Genomic DNA, 16,160 nt, shown 5'->3' on the forward strand with positions numbered 1-16,160 from the left:
CTGCCCGCCCCCGGCCGGTCGGGCCGGTCGGAGGCGGGGTGTCCGGTGGTCAGGCCCCGCCCTCCGGTGCGTCCCCGTTCTCCTGCGGGGCCCGCGAGGCGGGCACCGCGCAGCGGTCGACCGACGGTCGGGCCGTCTCCGGCTCGCCTGGCCCATCGCCGTCGACGGGCGGTACGGTGGCGACCCGAGCAGCCTCGTCCCCGGCACGGGTCGCGGCGGACCAGACGTCGTGCTCCGGTGCCGAGGCAGAATCATGCCCGGTGCGGGTGGCCTCGCGCCAGACGTGATCCGGTTTCCCCTCTGCCCGGTCGGGCCGGTCGGCTTCGGCGGGCCGCCCGGACCCGGCCCCCGGGGCGGGGGCGTCCGACGACGGTCGTCGATCATCGGACTCGGTGAAGGCGCGCATCATGCTGGCCACACCGGCGGCGAGGTCACCGGCGCCGGTGGCGAGCCGCTCGGCGAACTCCGGGCTCGGATCACGCATGGCGGTGATGGCCCGGCAGAGGGGGCAGACGCAACATTCCGGCGCACCGGTGGCGAAACCGCCGCCGCCGGACGGCTGGCGGTGCGCCGCCGCCGGACCGCCACTGTGACCGAGGACACCCGAGAGCATCCCACCGAGCGGCCCCCAGGGCGACTGCCCCCGGGCTCCGGCGGAGGCCACCCGCGCGGCGGCGAGCAGCGTGGCGACCAGCCGCTCCGCCTCTTCCCGGGCCGAACCCGGTTCCGTACCCCCCATGGTGGGCCCCCTACCGTGGCGAACGTGCCGTCGGGCGCGTCACTGCGCGGCGCCGGATGTCTCTACCCGGCGCTTGAGCTGCTTCAACGCCGTATCCATGATCATTTTCTCGGCCTTGCGGCGGAGCATCCCGAGCATTCCGACGGAAAGCTCCACGGCCAGGGTGTAGGTCACCGTGGTGGTTCCGTCCGGGTTGCCGACGATGTCGTACGACCCCTGCTGGGAGCGCTGCATCTTCGACGGCTCGACCAGGTGCCACTCGATGCGGGACAGGTCCTCGGCGTACTCGTACGCCAGGGTGTACTCGTCGGCCATCACCCCCGCGTCGACGGTGAACCGCACCTGACTGGCGTACCCGTCGGTGTACTCCTCGACGACCTCGGCCCGGCGCAGCGCCTCGGTCCACTCCGGGTATCGGGGGAAGTCGCAGATCACCGCCGCCACCTGTGCCGGTGACGCGGCCACGACGATCGACTGGGTGGAGGAGTCCGCCATGGGGGGAGGCTACCCGTACCGCCCGGGCCACGCCCGGTGCCACCCCTCGGGCCTGCCTGTCCGCCCGCACCGTTCGGGCAGGTAGGTTTCCTCGAGAGCCGGGGCCGCCCCCGCCCCGGCACCGGACCACGTACGAGCACGAGGGAGTGTCAGGTGCGCGAGTTCTCCGTCCCGCCGGTCGTCACCATCGGCGACTCGGCCGACCTGACCGACCCGGTCTGGGCCAACGCCGAGGCCGCCCCGGACGCGGTCCAGTTCGTCCGCCCCGAACCGGCCGGAGCCGACGGGCCGGACGCCACCTGGGTCGACGTCACCTGCCGACAGTTCCGCGACGAGGTGGTCGCGGTGGCCCGTGGACTGGTCGCCGCCGGTGTCTCCCCCGGTGACCGGGTCGCCCTGATGAGCCGCACCCGGTACGAGTGGACCCTGCTCGACTACGCGATCTGGGCGTCCGGGGCGGTGACCGTGCCGATCTACGAGACCTCCAGCGCCGAGCAGGCGGCCTGGATCCTGGCCGACTCCGGCGCCGTCGCCGTGGTGGTGGAGACCGATGCCCACGCCGCCCTGGTCGCCGGGGTCCGGGACCGCACCCCCGACCTGCGCGAGGTGTGGCAGATCGACCTGGGCGCGGTCACCGACCTGGTCACCGCCGGCGAGTCGGTCGACCCGGTGGAGGTGGAGAAGCGCCGCGCCGCGCTGCGCGCCGACGACCTGGCCACCATCATCTACACCAGCGGCACCACCGGCCGCCCCAAGGGCTGCATCCTGACCCACCGCAACATGTACGCCGACATCGCCAACGCGGTGCCGGTGCTGCCGAACCTGTTCAACGCCGGGGCCGCCACCCTGCTGTTCCTGCCGCTGGCCCACGCGTTCGCCCGGCTGATCCAGATCGGGGTGGTGCAGGCCCGGGCCACCATGGCGCACTGCCCCGACCCCACCCGGCTGGTGCCCGAGCTGCAACGGTTCCGGCCGACCTTCGTGCTCTCCGTACCCCGGGTCTTCGAGAAGGTCCACAACGGTGCCCGGCAGAAGGCCGAGGCCGCCGGGAAGGGACGGATCTTCGACCGGGCGGAGAAGGTCGCCATCGCCTGGAGCGAGGCGCAGGACGCCCCCGGCGGACCCGGCCTCGGCCTGCGCCTGCAGCACGCCCTCTTCGACCGCCTGGTCTACGGCAAGCTGCGGGCGGCGCTGGGCGGACGGTGCCGGGACGCGATCTCCGGCGGGGCGCCGCTGGGTGCCCGGCTCGGCCACTTCTTCCGCGGCATCGGGGTCACCGTCCTGGAGGGGTACGGCCTGACCGAGACCTCCCCCGCCGCCGCCGCCAACCTGCCCGGCGCCACCCGGATCGGCACCGTGGGCCGTCCGCTGCCCGGCGTCGCCATCCGCATCGACGACGACGGCGAGATCCTGATCGCCGGTGACCTGATCTTCGGCGGGTACTGGCACAACGAGGAGGCCACGGCCGAGGTGCTCACCTCCGACGGCTGGTTCCGCACCGGCGACCTGGGGCAGCTCGACGCCGACGGGTACCTCAGCATCACCGGCCGGAAGAAGGAGATCATCGTGACGGCCGCGGGCAAGAACGTCGCCCCGGCCGTCCTGGAGGACAAGGTCCGGGCACATCCGCTGGTCAGCCAGTGCGTGGTGGTGGGCGACCGGCAGCCGTTCGTGTCGGCGCTGCTCACCATCGACGAGGAGGCGTTCTCGGCGTGGCGGGAGTCGGCCGGGCTGCCGGCCGACGCGACGGTGGCGGACCTGCGTGACGACGAGAAGCTGCGGGCCGAGATCCAGAGCGCCGTCGACGCCGCCAACCAGGAGGTGTCCCGGGCCGAGGCGATCAAGGTGTTCACGATCCTGCCCAGCGACTTCACCGAGGCGACCGGGGAGATGACCCCCTCGATGAAGGTGCGGCGGCAGGTCGTGCACGACAAGTACGCGGCGGAGATCGCCGACATCTACCGGCGCTGACTACGATCCGTCACGTGCCCGCCTCCACCTCCCCCCGCCCCCCTCACCCCACGGCCGTCACCGCCCGGTTGGTGATGCTCGCGCTGGTCGCGGCCCTGACCCTGCTCGCCACCGGTGACCCCCGCCAGCTGTGGTGGGTGGCGTTGCTCGCCGCCGCCGGGGTGCCCGCCCTGCTGGCCCCCCAGCACCGGCTCCTCGCCCCGCTCAGCCGGATCGCCGAGGCGATGGTGCTCGGGCTGGCGGCCAGCCAGGTCGCCGCCGTCGCCGGATTCGGGGGGTCGGTGGACGGGCTCGGCGCCTCGGCGGTACTGCCGTACCTGGCGGTCCCGGTGACCGTCACCGCGCTGCGCCGCCGCTTCGTCGAGGGCGCGGTGCTGCTCGGGGTCACCACCACCACCCTGCTGATCTGCGGGGTGGTCACCCGCGTCGACGGTGAGCGGCAACTGCTCCAGATCGGTTACCTCGCGGTCTGCGGCCAGTGGCTGCTGCTGGCCGGGCTGGGGCTCTTCACCGCCCACGCCCTGCAGCAGCTGGTCCGTGCCCGCACCCCGACCGAGCCCCAGCCGTACGCCGAGGCGACCCGCCTGCTGACCCAGCTCCGTACCGTCGCCCGGCAGCTGCCCGGCGCCACCCTGGACCCGGGCGGCATCTCCGAGCACCTGCTGGAGGAGTTGCGGACCGTCGCCAGCGCCGACCGGGCGGCGGTCCTGTCCGCCAGCGGCGGGGGCCGGCTGGTGGTCCTCGCCCAGGTGGGCGCGGAGCGGGTGGACTGGGAGACGACCCTGGACGCGGACTCGGCGATCGCCGACGCCTGGGCCAGCCAGCAGCCGCACACCGCCGCCCGTTCCCAGGCCCGCTCGCACACCGGCGGGGACGTCTCGGCGTTGATCGTGCCGCTGGTCGCCGGGGTGCGGACCGTCGGGTTGGTGGTGGTGGAGGCCGACACCGCGCTGGCGTACCCGGCTCCGGTGGTGTCCCGGGTGACGGCGTTGACCGGCCCGGCGGCGCTGCGGCTGGAGGCGGCGCTGCTCTTCGACGAGGTGCGGTCGCTGGCCACCAACGAGGAACGGCAGCGGCTCGCCCGGGAGATCCACGACGGGGTCGCCCAGGAGCTGGTGATGGTCGGGTACGGCATCGACAACGCCCTGGCCACCGTGCACGAGGACGCCGAGGAGACCGCCGAGTCGCTGCGTACCCTGCGCCACGAGGTCACCCGGGTGATCACGGAGCTGAGGCTGAGCCTGTTCGAGCTGCGCAGCGAGGTGGACCGGCACGGCGGACTGGCCGCCGCGATCGCCGAGTACGCCCGTACCGTGGGCGCCTCCGGCGGGCTGCGGGTGCACCTGTCGCTCGACGAGTCCACGGCCCGACTGCCGGCGGCCACCGAGGCCGAACTGTTGCGGATCGCGCAGGAGGCGGTGACGAACGCGCGCAAGCACGCCGGGGCGTCCAATCTCTGGGTCACCTGTGAGGTCGACCCGCCGTACGCGCAGATCGAAGTGTCGGATGACGGTCACGGCATCGGTGACCAGCGCGCCGAGGGGCACTATGGTCTTGCGATCATGGCCGAGAGGGCGGAACGTATCCGGGGCCGGTTGGAGATCAGGCCACGGCAACCCCGTGGGACGACCGTGGCGGTGGTGGTCGGCTCCCCACCCCGGCGCGATAACGTGCGCGGTAGCGCAGCAGCAGCCGCAGCAGAAGGGGAGTAACCCGAGGATGACCACTCCGACACCGGCCACCCGTACCAAGGTCCTCCTGGTCGACGACCACGACCTGATCCGCAAGGGCCTACGGCACGCCTTCGAGCGCGACCGGCAGTTCGAGGTCGTCGGTGAGGCCGCGACGGCGGCGGAGGGAGTACGCCAGGCCGGGGCCCTCCAGCCGGACGTGGTGATCATGGACCTGCGGCTGCCGGACGGCAGCGGCCTGGAGGCGACCCGCGCCCTGCGCAAGTCCAGCGCGACGATGGGGATCGTGGTCCTCACCATGTACGCCGGCGACGACCAGCTGTTCGGTGCGTTGGAGGCCGGAGCGAGCGCGTTCGTGCCGAAGACCGCCCCGGCCGACGAGGTGGTGGCCGCCGCCCGGCACGCCGCCTCCTCCCCCAGCGCCTTCACCGCCGCGGACCTGGCCGAGGCGATGAAGCGCCGGTTGGCGCCCTCGGGTCCGCAGCTCTCCCCCCGGGAGGGGCAGGTGCTGCGGCTGCTCGCGGACGGGATGAGCGTCGCGGGGATCGCCAAGCAGCTGTTCGTCAGCGAGTCGACCGCCAAGACCCACATCTCGAAGCTCTACGAGAAGCTGGGTGCCGCGAACCGGGCACAGGCGCTGATGACCGCGCTGCGGCTCGGTCTGCTGGAGGCGCCGGACGCCCCCAAGTTCTGATCTGCCACTGCGTCAGAGGACCCGGTCCGCCACGGCGGGCCGGGTCCTCGTCACCGACGGCGACGATCGGGTTCCCGGTCTTCTCACCCGGGCACAGGAGGGGCAGAATACCCGGGTGACCCGCGCAGGTGATGATTCTCGCGTTATCGGCAAAACGGACGCAAGCCCGGGGCGGCCCGACTGGAGCCCCGAGACCATCGACATGGAACGCCCCAGCGTGGCCCGGATGTACGACTACTACCTCGGCGGCTCCCACAACTTCGCCGCCGACCGGGAGGCGGCCCGGGCGGTGTTGGCAGCGGTCCCCGACGCCCCGCTGATGGCCCAGGCCAACCGGGCCTTCCTCCGCCGGGCCGTGCAGTTCCTGATCGACGCCGGGGTACGACAGTTCCTCGACATCGGGTCCGGAATCCCCACCGTGGGCAACGTGCACGAGATCGCCCAGGGGGCGGCCCCCGACTCCCGGGTCGTCTACGTGGACGTCGACCCGATCGCGGTGGCCCACAGCCGGGAGATCCTGGCCGACAACGACCGGGCGACAGTCATCCGGGAGGACCTGCGCCGCCCGGAGCGGATCCTCACCCACCCCCAGGTCACCGAGCTGATCGACTTCAGCCGGCCGGTGGCCGTACTGATCGTGGCGGTGCTGCACTTCGTCCCGGACTCGGACCGACCGGCGGAGATCCTCCGGACGTTGCGGACCGCGCTCGCGCCCGGTAGCCACCTGGTGTTGTCACAGGTCAGCGACGACGCCGACGACGAGAGTCCGCAGCAGCACGAGGCCGAGCGGGTGTACCAGCTGACCGACAACCCGCTGGTCGTCCGCACCCGGGCCGAGCTGGCCGCCCTCTTCGACGGCTTCGACCTGGTGGAACCCGGGGTGGTCTGGGTGCCGCAGTGGCACCCCGAGTGCACCGAGGGCGCCGACGACGCGGAGCGGGCGGCCTTCCGGGGCGGCGTCGGGCGTCTCGGTGACTGACCCTCGGCAGGGCTCGCGGACCTCGATGGCCGACCACACCGCGAGTCGGTACGGCACCGCCCTGGCCGTCGGGGTCCCCTCCGGATCCACGACCTTCGCCAACCGCTGGGCCCGGGCGGTCACCGGGACCAGCTACATCCCGATGAGCCGCACCGAGTTGACGGAGTTCCTCGGTCGGCTCACCGAACGACTGGCGGCGGCCCTGGTCGCCGAGCCCTTCGACGTACGGCCCGGTGCCCGGGTCGGTGCCGACCTGGTGGCCGCCCACATCTGCGCCCCCGAGGGCCTGGGGCGCAGCGTCGAGGTCGTCGCGCTCCGCCTGCTGCGGGACCTGGGGATGGAGACCGCCGACGCCGAGACTCGACTGGCCCGCCTGGTCGGGGCGATGGCCACCGGTTTCGCGCACGCCCTGCGGGACCGGACCCTCGACGAGCAGGAACAGATGCGTCGGGCCGCGTTGTCGGCCCGGGACCAGGCCGAACAGGGGCTGCGCGAGAGCGAGGCCCGGTTCCGGCACCAGGCCGGTCACGACCCCCTCACCGGCCTGCCCAACCGGACGTCGTTCCACGAACGCCTCACCGACGTCATCCGCGACCCCGGGACGGGCACCGAACGCATCGGCGTCTGCTTCCTGGACCTGGACCGGTTCAAGGTGGTCAACGACTCCCTGGGCCACCGCGTGGGTGACCAACTGCTGGTGTCGGTGGCCCGTCGGCTCCGCCACTCGCTGGGCGGGCACCTCGTCGCCCGGCTCGGCGGGGACAAGTTCGGCATCCTGGTGGAACGGACCGGGAGCACCGACGACGTGGTCGAGGTCGCCGAGGCGGCGATCGCCACCGTCGGCCGACCCGCCCTCGTCGACGGTCAGGAGCTGACCGTCTCGGCGAGCGTCGGAATCGTGGAGGTGCCGGTCGTCGACGCCGCCTCGGGTGAGCTGATGCGGGCCGCCGACAGCACGGTGCACTGGGCCAAGTTGGCCGGCGGGGCCCGGTGGTCCCTGTTCGACCCGGAACGCAACCGCCTCGAACTGGCCCGGCACGCCCTCTCCGCCGCGCTGCCCGGCGCGCTGGACCGGGAGGAGTTCTTCCTGGACTACCAGCCCCTGACGTCGCTGCGCGACGGCACCGTGCTCGGCGTGGAGGCGCTGGTGCGGTGGCGGCACCCGGAGTTGGGGCTGCTGGGCCCGGACAGCTTCATCGGCCTGGCCGAGGAGACCGGGCTGATCGTCCGGCTGGGCGCCTGGGTGCTGGCCGAGGCCTGCCGGCAGGCCCGGGAGTGGCCCGAACCGGCACCGTTCGTCAGCGTCAACCTGGCGGTCCGGCAGCTGCACACCCCGGACCTGGTGCACCAGGTCCGGGACCTGCTGGAACGGACCGGCCTGCCACCGCACCGGCTCCAGTTGGAGATCACCGAGAGCACCATGATGACCACCGCCGCGGAGCCCGCCCGGGCGCTGCGCACCCTGGCCGACCTGGGCGTACGGATCGCCATCGACGACTTCGGCACCGGCTACTGCAACCTGGCGTACCTGCGGGACCTGCCGGTGACCGAGCTGAAGGTGGCCGGTTCCTTCGTCACCGGGCTGCGGTCTCCGGGCGACGGCCGGGCCGGTCGGACCAACGAGCGGATCCTCACCTCGCTCGTCGCCCTCGCCCACGACCTCGACCTGACGGTCACCGCCGAGGGGGTGGAGACGGCCGACCAGGCCGAACGTCTGCGGGAGATCGGGTGCGACGCCGGGCAGGGCTGGCACTTCGGCCGTCCCGGCCCACCCGAGCGGCTCCTGGCCCGCCTCCCCTGACCCCGCCGACCCGGGGCCCGGCGGCTCAGCGACCCAGGAGGTCGGTCAGCCGTCGGGCCTGGGTCTCCCAGCGCCACTCGCGCTCCACCCAGGCCCGGCCGGCCGCCCCGAACTGGCGGGCCAGGTCCCGGTCGGTGAGGAGGGTGGCCACCCGGTCGGCGAGCTGCGCCACGTCCAGACCCCGGACCACGAATCCGGTCTCCCCCTCGCGGACCGCGTCGGGCGCCCCGCCGGAGTCGCCGGCCACCACCGGCAGCCCGGTCGCCGACGCCTCCAGGTAGACGATGCCGAGGCCCTCCACGTCCAGCCCCCGGTTGCGGGTTCGGCAGGGCATCGCGTAGACGTCCCCGGCGGCGTAGTGGGCGGGCAGCTCCGCCGCCGGGACCGACCCGGTGAAGACCACGTCCCGTTCCACCCCGTGCTGACGCGCCAGCCGGGCCAACGTGTCCCGGTAGGGGCCGCCGCCGACCACCAGCAGCGCCGCGTCCGGCACCCGACGACGGATCTCCGGCAGCGCCCGGATCAACTGGTCCTGTCCCTTGCGGGCCACCAGTCGGGAGACGCAGACCACCACGGGCCGGTCGGCCAGGCCGAGCCGGCGGCGGACCGGCTCGCCGTCCACGTCCGGGTGGTACGTCTCCACGTCCACCCCGGGGGCCAGCCGTTGCAGGTCGGTCAGCCCGTGCAGGACCCGGTCCAGCCGGACCCGGGTGTACTCCCCGAGGTAGGTGGTGACGTCGACCCCGCGCCCGATCCGGCGTAACAGGGCACGGGCGCCGGGCAGGGCCGCCCAGCCCACCTCGTGCCCGTGGGTCAGGGCCACCGCCCGTCGGATGCCGGCCCGGCGGCGCAGCCCGGCGGCGAGCAGCCCGAGCGGGGCCGCCGCGCCGAACCAGACGGTGTCGCAGTCGTACTCGCGGGCCAGGCGGGCGGCCCGGCGGGCCACCAGCGGGGTGGGCAGCAACACCCGGGTCCGGTCGCGGACCACCTCGAACGGCTGGTCGGCGTCGAACTTCTCCGCGTCCCGCCAGGTCGAGGCGTACACCACGACGGAGTCGGAGGGCTGGTGCAGGGCCAGGTTGTGCACGAACGACTGGATGCCGCCGGGGCGGGGCGGGAAGTCGTTGGTGATCAGCAGCGTACGGCTCATCGGCCGGTCTCCCTGGCATAGGCGCGGGCGGCGGCCATCCGCTCCACGGTGGACGGGTGCGACGCCGACCAGAGGTACTCCCACCGGGGCGGATCGGGGTCGGCCAGGTTGATCCCGGCCAGTCGGCGCTGCATCGCCTCGAAGGTCGCCGGGTCACCGGTGAGGGCCAGCGCGTGGGCGTCGGCCCGGGCCTCCACCCGTCTCGACACCGCGGCCTGGACCGGGCCGGCGACCAGCCCGGCCAGGGTGACCAGGACGAACAGCAGGGCGAAGGCACGGGGGTCGGCGACGGAGTCCACCCCGGCCAGTCGGGGCAGGGGGCCGGCCGACCCGAGCAGGTAGAGGGCGATCACCGCGGCGGCTGCCCCCAACGCCCCGGTCAGGGTGCCGACGTTGACGTCGCGGTCCTTGGCGTGGCCCAACTCGTGGGCGACCACACTCGTCACCTCGGCCGGGGTCGCCTCCCGCAGCAGGGTGTCGTAGACCACGATCCGCCGCGTCGGCCCCAACCCGGAGACGTACGCGTTCACCGCCTTGGTCCGCCGGGACGCGTCGGCGACCAGCACGTCCTTCACCGGTACGCCGTCGCGGGCGGCCATGTTCGTCAACTCGGTCCGCAGTGGCCCCGGTTCCATCGGGGTGAACCTGTTGAAGACCGGCTCGACGAGGACCGGCAACACGAACGACAGGAGGGTCACCAGACCGGCCGCCCCGACCGCGCCGACCGCCCACCACCACCGGGGGGCCAGCCGGACGACGGTGTAGAAACCGAGCAGGGCGACGGCACCGATCACCGCGCTGACCGCGTACGACTTGAGCAGGTCGACGGTCCAGCCACCCCAGCCGTTGGTGCTGAGCCCGTACCTCAGCAGGACCGAGTGCCGCCAGGCGGCGAAGGGCAGGGTCACCAGGTCGACGACCAGGACCACCACCAGCCCGCCGAGTACCGCCTGCGCCACCCAGTGTCCGCCGAAGGGGCGCCCGACCAGGTCGATCAGGCGGCTGCCCAGCGGGGTGAGCCCGAGCGCCAGGGCGGCCAGGAGCCCGACGGCGAGCCCGAGGTAGCGGCCGGGCCGCAGGTCGCCCCGGAAGGTACGGGCGTGGGCGACCTGGTCGGCGGGAAGGTCCCGCAGGGCGGCGAGCTGGTCGGCACGGGGTGCGGGTGGCCGGTTCCAGGGGACCAGGACGACGGCGACCACGGCCAGGGCGACGACCAGACCGGCGAGGGTCAGCAGGGCCCAGCCTCGGGGGGTCACCTCGGCACCCCGCCGGACACGGGTCCGTCACCGTCGCGCCGTACCCGGGTCATGCCGCTCCTCCTGCCGTGAGCGCCCATCCTATTGCCCGCCGGGCGGGCCCCGGAGACGCCCCGCACGACCCGGACTCCCGGGCCGGTCGGGCGGTCAGGAGCGGGCCAACCGCCGCAGCAGGGAGTCCGCCCCCAGCGGGTACGCGCCGTGTCGGCGGACCCCGTCGGCGACCTCCCGGTCGGAGGAGACCACCACCACCGGACGGCCGGACGGTTCGGCGCGCACCAGTCGGCGGATCAGTTCGTCGGCGGTCTCCCCCTTGCGGGAGAAGAGCACCCGGACCCCGCGTGGGGTGGGCGGCAGTCCGTGGATCCGTTCGGCCCCGTCGAAGACCACTGTGACCTCGTCGCCGGTCTGCGCGGCGATGCCGCCCAACCCGGTGATCAACCGCTTGCGCTGCTGTTCGAGGGACATCTCGCCGAAACCGCGTTTGGTGACGTTGTACCCGTCGACGACCAGGTGCGCCCGGGGCAGGGCGAGCAGCTGGTCCAGCCGGGCGGGGTCGTCGGTGTCCCGGGCGCGGGTGTCCGCCGACGCGTTGGCGCCGGTCGTCTCGGCGCAGCTCTCGGCCACGAAGTCGGCGGGCAGCTTCAGCACCGGATCCAGGGCCAGCTCCCGGCGCAACCCGACGGCGGCCTGTCCGATCGTCTCCAGCAGCAGCCACAGCCGGGCGTCGTCGACCGACCGGGCCTCCTTGGCGTTGGCCTTGGCCACCCCGGCGGCGGCCTCGGCCTCGGCCAGCCGGGCGCGGACCCGGCGCAGCTCGGCGTCGACGTCGGCCGCCGCCCGGGTGGCCCGGCCCCGCTCCGTGGCGAGCAGCTCGGTGGCCTTGCGCTCCCGACCCTGGGTCTCCCGCAGGGTACGGCTCAACTGCCGGGACTCCTCGCGCAACTGACCCAGTTCCTCCCGGACCCGGGCCAGCTCGTCGCGGAGCTTGTCCGCCTCGACCCGGGCCACGGTCCGGTCGTGTTCGGCGCGGTTGGCCCGCTGTTCGGCCTCCCGGACCAGTTCGGCGACGGCCGCACTGTCCGACTCGGCCCGGACCGCCGCGCCGCTGGACTCGATCAGGTCCCGCCACCCTGCCGGCCTGGCCAGGTAGGCCAGGGCGGCCACCTCGACCGGGTCGGCCGCGGCCGGGGCGGTCCCCTCGACGACCGCCGCCCCCAGGTCACCGGCCTCGGTGAGGACCCTGGTGGCGACCCGTTGCCGGAACAGCGGGTCGCCGGTGAGCTGCGCGGCGATCATCGAGGCACCGAGTCGGGCCCGTCGGTTCGGGGCGAACTTCGCCACCCGGCGCAGCGGCACCGGCACCTCGTCGCCGGGAAGGCCGGGCAGGACCGTGGCGGTCAGGGCGACGATCCGCTGCCGGACCGGCTCGGGCAGCACCGGCTCCGCCTCGTGCGCCCCCGTCACCTGCTCGGACACCGACTCCTGCTCGACCGGGTCGGGGTCGAGGTTGTCGTCGTGAGGCTCGGTGAGGGGCATCTGGCAAGTCTCCCACCGGGGCCGGGCCCACCGCCCGGTGAGTGAGCCGATCTCTCATCGTATACCTGTGGGGTCGGCGGGACCGGTGGGGCAGGAGTGTCGGACCAGGGCGTTACGGTGCCGCAGGTGACAGGTGGTGAGTACGTCCAACAGACCCTCGCCGGTGTCGACCCCTACGGCTCCGGGGTCGATCCGGCGCTCCCGCTGCACGCGACGACCTTCGTGGTCCTCGACCTGGAGACCACCGGCGGCGCGCCGGACGGTGGTGGCATCACCGAGATCGGCGCGGTGAAGGTCCGGGGCGGCGAGGAACTGGGGGTGCTGGCCACCCTGGTCGACCCGGGCGTGCCGATCCCGCCGTTCATCACCGTCCTGACCGGGATCACCCAGGCCATGCTGCTGCCGGCGCCCCCCGTCGAGGAGGTGTTGCCGAGCCTGCTGGAGTTCCTCGGCGACGCGGTCCTGGTCGCCCACAACGCGCCGTACGACGTCGGGTTCCTCAAGGCCGCCTGCGCCCGGCACGGCCACCGGTGGCCCAACCCCCGGGTCCTGGACACCGCCGCCCTGGCCCGACGGGTGCTCACCCGCGACGAGGTGCCCAACCGCAAGCTCGGCACCCTGGCGGCCTACTTCCGGACGACGACCCAGCCGACCCACCGGGCGCTCGACGACGCCAAGGCCACCGTCGACGTCCTGCACGGGCTGATCGCCCGCCTCGGCGGACACCGGGTGGACACCATCGGCGAGGCGATCGAGTTCGCCCGGGCGGTCACCCCGACCCAGCGCCGCAAGCGGCACCTCGCCGAGGGGCTGCCGAAGGTCCCCGGGGTCTACATCTTCCGGGCCGCCGACGACCGACCGCTCTACGTGGGCACCTCCGGCGACATCGCCACCCGGGTCCGCAGCTACTTCACCGCCGGCGAGAAGCGGGCCCGGATCTCGGAGATGCTCGCCGCCGCGCAGCGGGTGGAGGCGGTGGAGTGCGCGCACCCCCTGGAGGCGGAGGTCCGGGAGCTCCGGTTGATCGCCGCCCACGCACCGCCGTACAACCGACGTTCGAAGTACCCGGAACGGGCGGTCTGGTTGAAGCTGACCGACGGGCCGTACCCCCGGTTGTCGGTGGCCCGGGGGATCTCCCCCGGCGACGACGCCTACCTCGGACCGTTCGGTTCCCGACGGGCCGCGGAACTGGCGGCGGCCGGGTTCCACGACGCCCTCGCGCTGCGCCAGTGCACCCACCGGTTGTCGTTGCGGACCGTCACCCCGGCGTGCGCGCTGGCCGAGCTGGGTCGCTGCCCGGCCCCCTGCGAGCATCGGATCACCCCGCAGGAGTACGCCCACCGCGCCGTCGACCCGTTCCGCACCGCCACCACCGGGGACCCGCAGCCGGTGGTGACGGCGCTGCTGGCCCGGATCGAACGGCTCAGCGCCGACCAGCGGTACGAGGAGGCCGGCGTGGCCCGGTCCCGGCTGGTGGCGGTCCTGCGGGCGGCGGTACGGATGCAGCGCCTGGCCGCGCTGACCGGGATCGCCGAGGTGGCCGCCGCCCGCCCGGCCCCCGGCGGCGGCTGGGAGTTGGCGCTGGTCCGGCACGGTCGGCTCGCCGGAGCCGGGGTCTGTCCGGCCGGTGTCCACCCGCGACGCCCCTTCGAGGTGATCCGGGCGACGGCGGAGACGGTGTCACCCGGCCACGGCCCGGTGCCGGCCGCCACGGCCGAGGAGTCCGAGCGGATCCTGTCCTGGTTGGAGCGGCCCGAGACCCGGTTGGTGGAGATGACCTCGGGATGGGCCTCCCCGGTGGCGGGGGCGGGGCGGTTCCGGGAACTGCTGGTCAGGGCGGAGGCCGCCGGATCCCACCAAAGTCTCGACCGAACGCCCATGAGCAAGTGACCATTCGGACGACCCCGACTCACTTAGGCTGTTAAGAGAGTGCAGTCCTGCCCGATTCGTGGGCCTGCTTCCGGTTACCGGAGTCCGGTGACCCGGAGCGGGGTGAGGAGGTGTCCCACGTGGACGTCGACGCCGGACGCGGGGCCGCCCTGGGTGGCGCGTTGTCCAACCAGCCCGGTGAGCTGCCCCTGACACGCCGCCTACGCTCGCTGCTGACCTGGCCGACGAACGAGGCCGACCCGGTCCACCACCTGGTCCGCACCCATCGCGGCATCCACACCAGCGCCGACTCGTCGGTGCTGCGTCGGGCGTACTCGATCGCCGAGAACATGCACCGGGGGCAGTTCCGCAAGAGCGGCGAGCCGTACATCACCCACCCGTTGGCGGTCGCGGAGATCTGCGCCGACCTGGGCATGGACACCACCACCCTGGTGGCGGCGCTGCTGCACGACACGGTGGAGGACACCCGCTACACCCTCCAGGCCCTCGCCGACGACTTCGGCCCCGAGGTGGCCCACCTCGTCGACGGGGTGACCAAGTTCGACAAGGCGTTCTACGGCAAGGCCGCCGAGGCCGAGACCACCCGGAAGATGATCATCGCGGCCGGCAAGGACGTCCGGGTGCTGATCATCAAGCTGGCCGACCGGCTGCACAACATGCGTACCCTCGGGGTCCGCTCGGCGGCCAGTCGGGAACGGATCGCCCGCAAGACCCTGGACGTGCTGGTGCCGCTCTGCGACCGGCTCGGCATCCAGACCCTCAAGCGGGAGCTCGACGACGTGGTGCTGTTGCACCTGGAGCCCGAGGAGCACGCCCGGATCGCCCGGCACGTGCACGACCGGCCCGGTTGGGACTCGTACCTGAGCAACGTGGCCGCCCGGGCCAGGGCGGCACTGCGCCGCGACCGGGTCACCGCCCAGGTCGCCCCCCGCCCCCGACACCTCTACTCGATCTGGAAGGACACCGTCGCCGGAGGGCACGGCGTCCCGTTCGACCTGCCCCGGATCGAGGTCGTGGTGGACGGCCCGGCGACCGACTGTTACGCCGCCCTGGGCGCGATCCACGGGGTGTGGCGCCCTGTGCCGGGACGCTTCAAGGACTTCATCGCCTCGCCGAAGAACAACCTCTACCGGTCCCTGCACACGAGCGTCTGCGGGCCGGTGAACCGGACCGTCGAGGTGCTGATCCGGACCACCGAGATGCACCGGTCGGCCGAGTACGGCGTCGCCGCCGACTTCCGGTTCCCGAAGGCCAAGGGACGGGCCGCCGCCCGGGCCGACCAGCTCGACTGGCTGCGGCGGGTGCTCGACTGGGAGCAGGACGCCCCGGACCCGGCCCAGTTCCTCGAATCCCTGCGGTGTGACCTCGCCGAGGCCCAGATCCAGGTCTTCGCCGAGGGCCGACAGGTGCTCCTGCCGGCCGGAGCCACCCCGGTCGACCTGGCGTACGAGTTGGGCAGTGACCGGGGGGACCACTGTCTGGCGACCCGGATCAACGGCCGACTGGCCCCGCTCTCCTCCGAACTGGACGAGGGCGACGTGGTGGAGATCTTCACCGAGAACGGGTCCCAGAGCGGGTTCGAGGCCGAGGCCGCCCCCCGGGGTCCACGCCGGGAGTGGCTGGAGTTCGTCAAGTCCCCGCACGCCCAGATGCAGATCAACAGGTGGTTCGCCGAGCACACCGAGCCGGGCATCTCGATCGCCGACAAGGTACGCCTCGGTCGGGCCACCATCGGGCTCGCCCTGCGACAACACGACCGGGGCCTGGCCAGCGACCTGCCCCTGCTGCGCCTCTCCGAGGAACTCGGCTACCCCGACCTGGAGACCCTCCTGGTCGCCGTCGTCGACCGGACGGTGGAACCCGACGAGGTGGTTCGCCAGCTCATCGACCTCGTCGACTACCGGCAGTGACCCCGAGGGGGTCGCAACCCTCCCCGGCCCCCCGGACGGCGCGGG

12 protein-coding genes are annotated in these 16,160 nt (G+C 73.5%); 7 read left to right on the top strand and 5 right to left on the bottom strand.

The window, feature by feature from the left end; all coding sequences use genetic code 11:
• Positions 1-49: 49 nt before the first annotated feature.
• Complete coding sequence (locus WHN02_RS24715) at positions 50-739, bottom strand: hypothetical protein (RefSeq protein WP_434741056.1); 690 nt, start codon at positions 737-739, stop codon at positions 50-52.
• A 39-nt stretch (positions 740-778) separates the two neighbouring features.
• Positions 779-1,234, bottom strand: coding sequence for an SRPBCC family protein (locus tag WHN02_RS24720; RefSeq protein WP_434741057.1), 456 nt, complete (start codon positions 1,232-1,234; stop codon positions 779-781).
• Positions 1,235-1,387: 153 nt separating this feature from the next.
• On the opposite strand from WHN02_RS24720, the gene WHN02_RS24725 reads away from it, so the two are divergent.
• From WHN02_RS24725 to WHN02_RS24745, 5 genes are all read left to right on the top strand, one after another.
• Positions 1,388-3,205 carry an AMP-dependent synthetase/ligase gene (locus tag WHN02_RS24725; protein ID WP_434741058.1) on the top strand — a complete coding sequence of 606 codons (1,818 nt, stop codon included), beginning with the start codon at positions 1,388-1,390 and terminating at the stop codon, positions 3,203-3,205.
• Positions 3,206-3,219: 14 nt separating this feature from the next.
• Positions 3,220-4,917 carry a sensor histidine kinase gene (locus tag WHN02_RS24730; RefSeq protein ID WP_434741059.1) on the top strand — a complete coding sequence of 566 codons (1,698 nt, stop codon included), beginning with the start codon at positions 3,220-3,222 and terminating at the stop codon, positions 4,915-4,917.
• Positions 4,918-4,924: 7 nt separating this feature from the next.
• Positions 4,925-5,590: a response regulator transcription factor gene (locus tag WHN02_RS24735; protein ID WP_012014490.1), complete on the top strand. Its 666-nt coding sequence runs from the start codon at positions 4,925-4,927 to the stop codon at positions 5,588-5,590.
• Positions 5,591-5,792: 202 nt separating this feature from the next.
• Positions 5,793-6,569: an SAM-dependent methyltransferase gene (locus WHN02_RS24740; protein WP_434741060.1), complete on the top strand. Its 777-nt coding sequence runs from the start codon at positions 5,793-5,795 to the stop codon at positions 6,567-6,569.
• Between the two features lie 25 nt (positions 6,570-6,594).
• A complete protein-coding gene (locus WHN02_RS24745) occupies positions 6,595-8,370 on the top strand; it encodes a putative bifunctional diguanylate cyclase/phosphodiesterase (protein WP_434744058.1) in 1,776 nt (591 codons plus the stop codon).
• A 25-nt stretch (positions 8,371-8,395) separates the two neighbouring features.
• On the opposite strand, the gene WHN02_RS24750 is transcribed toward WHN02_RS24745, so the two are convergent.
• The 3 genes from WHN02_RS24750 to WHN02_RS24760 all read right to left on the bottom strand — a co-directional run bounded on the left by WHN02_RS24750 (position 8,396) and on the right by WHN02_RS24760 (position 12,315).
• Entirely contained in the window at positions 8,396-9,520 is a 1,125-nt protein-coding gene (locus tag WHN02_RS24750) for a glycosyltransferase family 4 protein (protein WP_434741061.1), read from the bottom strand.
• A complete protein-coding gene (locus WHN02_RS24755) occupies positions 9,517-10,776 on the bottom strand; it encodes a M48 family metallopeptidase (RefSeq protein ID WP_434741062.1) in 1,260 nt (419 codons plus the stop codon). The genes WHN02_RS24750 and WHN02_RS24755 overlap by 4 nt, the downstream gene beginning before the upstream one ends.
• Before the next feature lie 147 nt (positions 10,777-10,923).
• Positions 10,924-12,315, bottom strand: coding sequence for an NYN domain-containing protein (locus tag WHN02_RS24760; RefSeq protein ID WP_434741063.1), 1,392 nt, complete (start codon positions 12,313-12,315; stop codon positions 10,924-10,926).
• Positions 12,316-12,441: 126 nt separating this feature from the next.
• Here WHN02_RS24760 and WHN02_RS24765 point away from each other — a divergent pair, with 126 nt between their 5' ends.
• Positions 12,442-14,205 (top strand): DEDD exonuclease domain-containing protein, encoded by a 1,764-nt coding sequence (locus WHN02_RS24765; protein WP_434741064.1) that lies wholly within the window; start codon positions 12,442-12,444, stop codon positions 14,203-14,205.
• A gap of 119 nt (positions 14,206-14,324) precedes the next feature.
• A complete protein-coding gene (locus WHN02_RS24770) occupies positions 14,325-16,115 on the top strand; it encodes a RelA/SpoT family protein (RefSeq protein ID WP_434744059.1) in 1,791 nt (596 codons plus the stop codon).
• Positions 16,116-16,160 lie beyond the last annotated feature (45 nt).

Origin of the sequence: Micromonospora sp. SH-82 (assembly GCF_051132485.1) — a bacterium.
GTDB lineage: Bacteria > Actinomycetota > Actinomycetes > Mycobacteriales > Micromonosporaceae > Micromonospora.

Bases quoted from the DNA above. Each gene is read 5' to 3' on its own strand.
- WHN02_RS24715 (WP_434741056.1), bottom strand. From the start codon at position 739: ATGGGGGGTACGGAACCGGGTTCGGCCCGGGAAGAGGCGGAGCGGCTG.
- WHN02_RS24720 (WP_434741057.1), bottom strand. From the start codon at position 1,234: ATGGCGGACTCCTCCACCCAGTCGATCGTCGTGGCCGCGTCACCGGCA.
- WHN02_RS24735 (WP_012014490.1), top strand. From the start codon at position 4,925: ATGACCACTCCGACACCGGCCACCCGTACCAAGGTCCTCCTGGTCGAC.
- WHN02_RS24740 (WP_434741060.1), top strand. From the start codon at position 5,793: ATGGAACGCCCCAGCGTGGCCCGGATGTACGACTACTACCTCGGCGGC.
- WHN02_RS24745 (WP_434744058.1), top strand. From the start codon at position 6,595: ATGGCCGACCACACCGCGAGTCGGTACGGCACCGCCCTGGCCGTCGGG.
- WHN02_RS24750 (WP_434741061.1), bottom strand. From the start codon at position 9,520: ATGAGCCGTACGCTGCTGATCACCAACGACTTCCCGCCCCGCCCCGGC.
- WHN02_RS24760 (WP_434741063.1), bottom strand. From the start codon at position 12,315: ATGCCCCTCACCGAGCCTCACGACGACAACCTCGACCCCGACCCGGTC.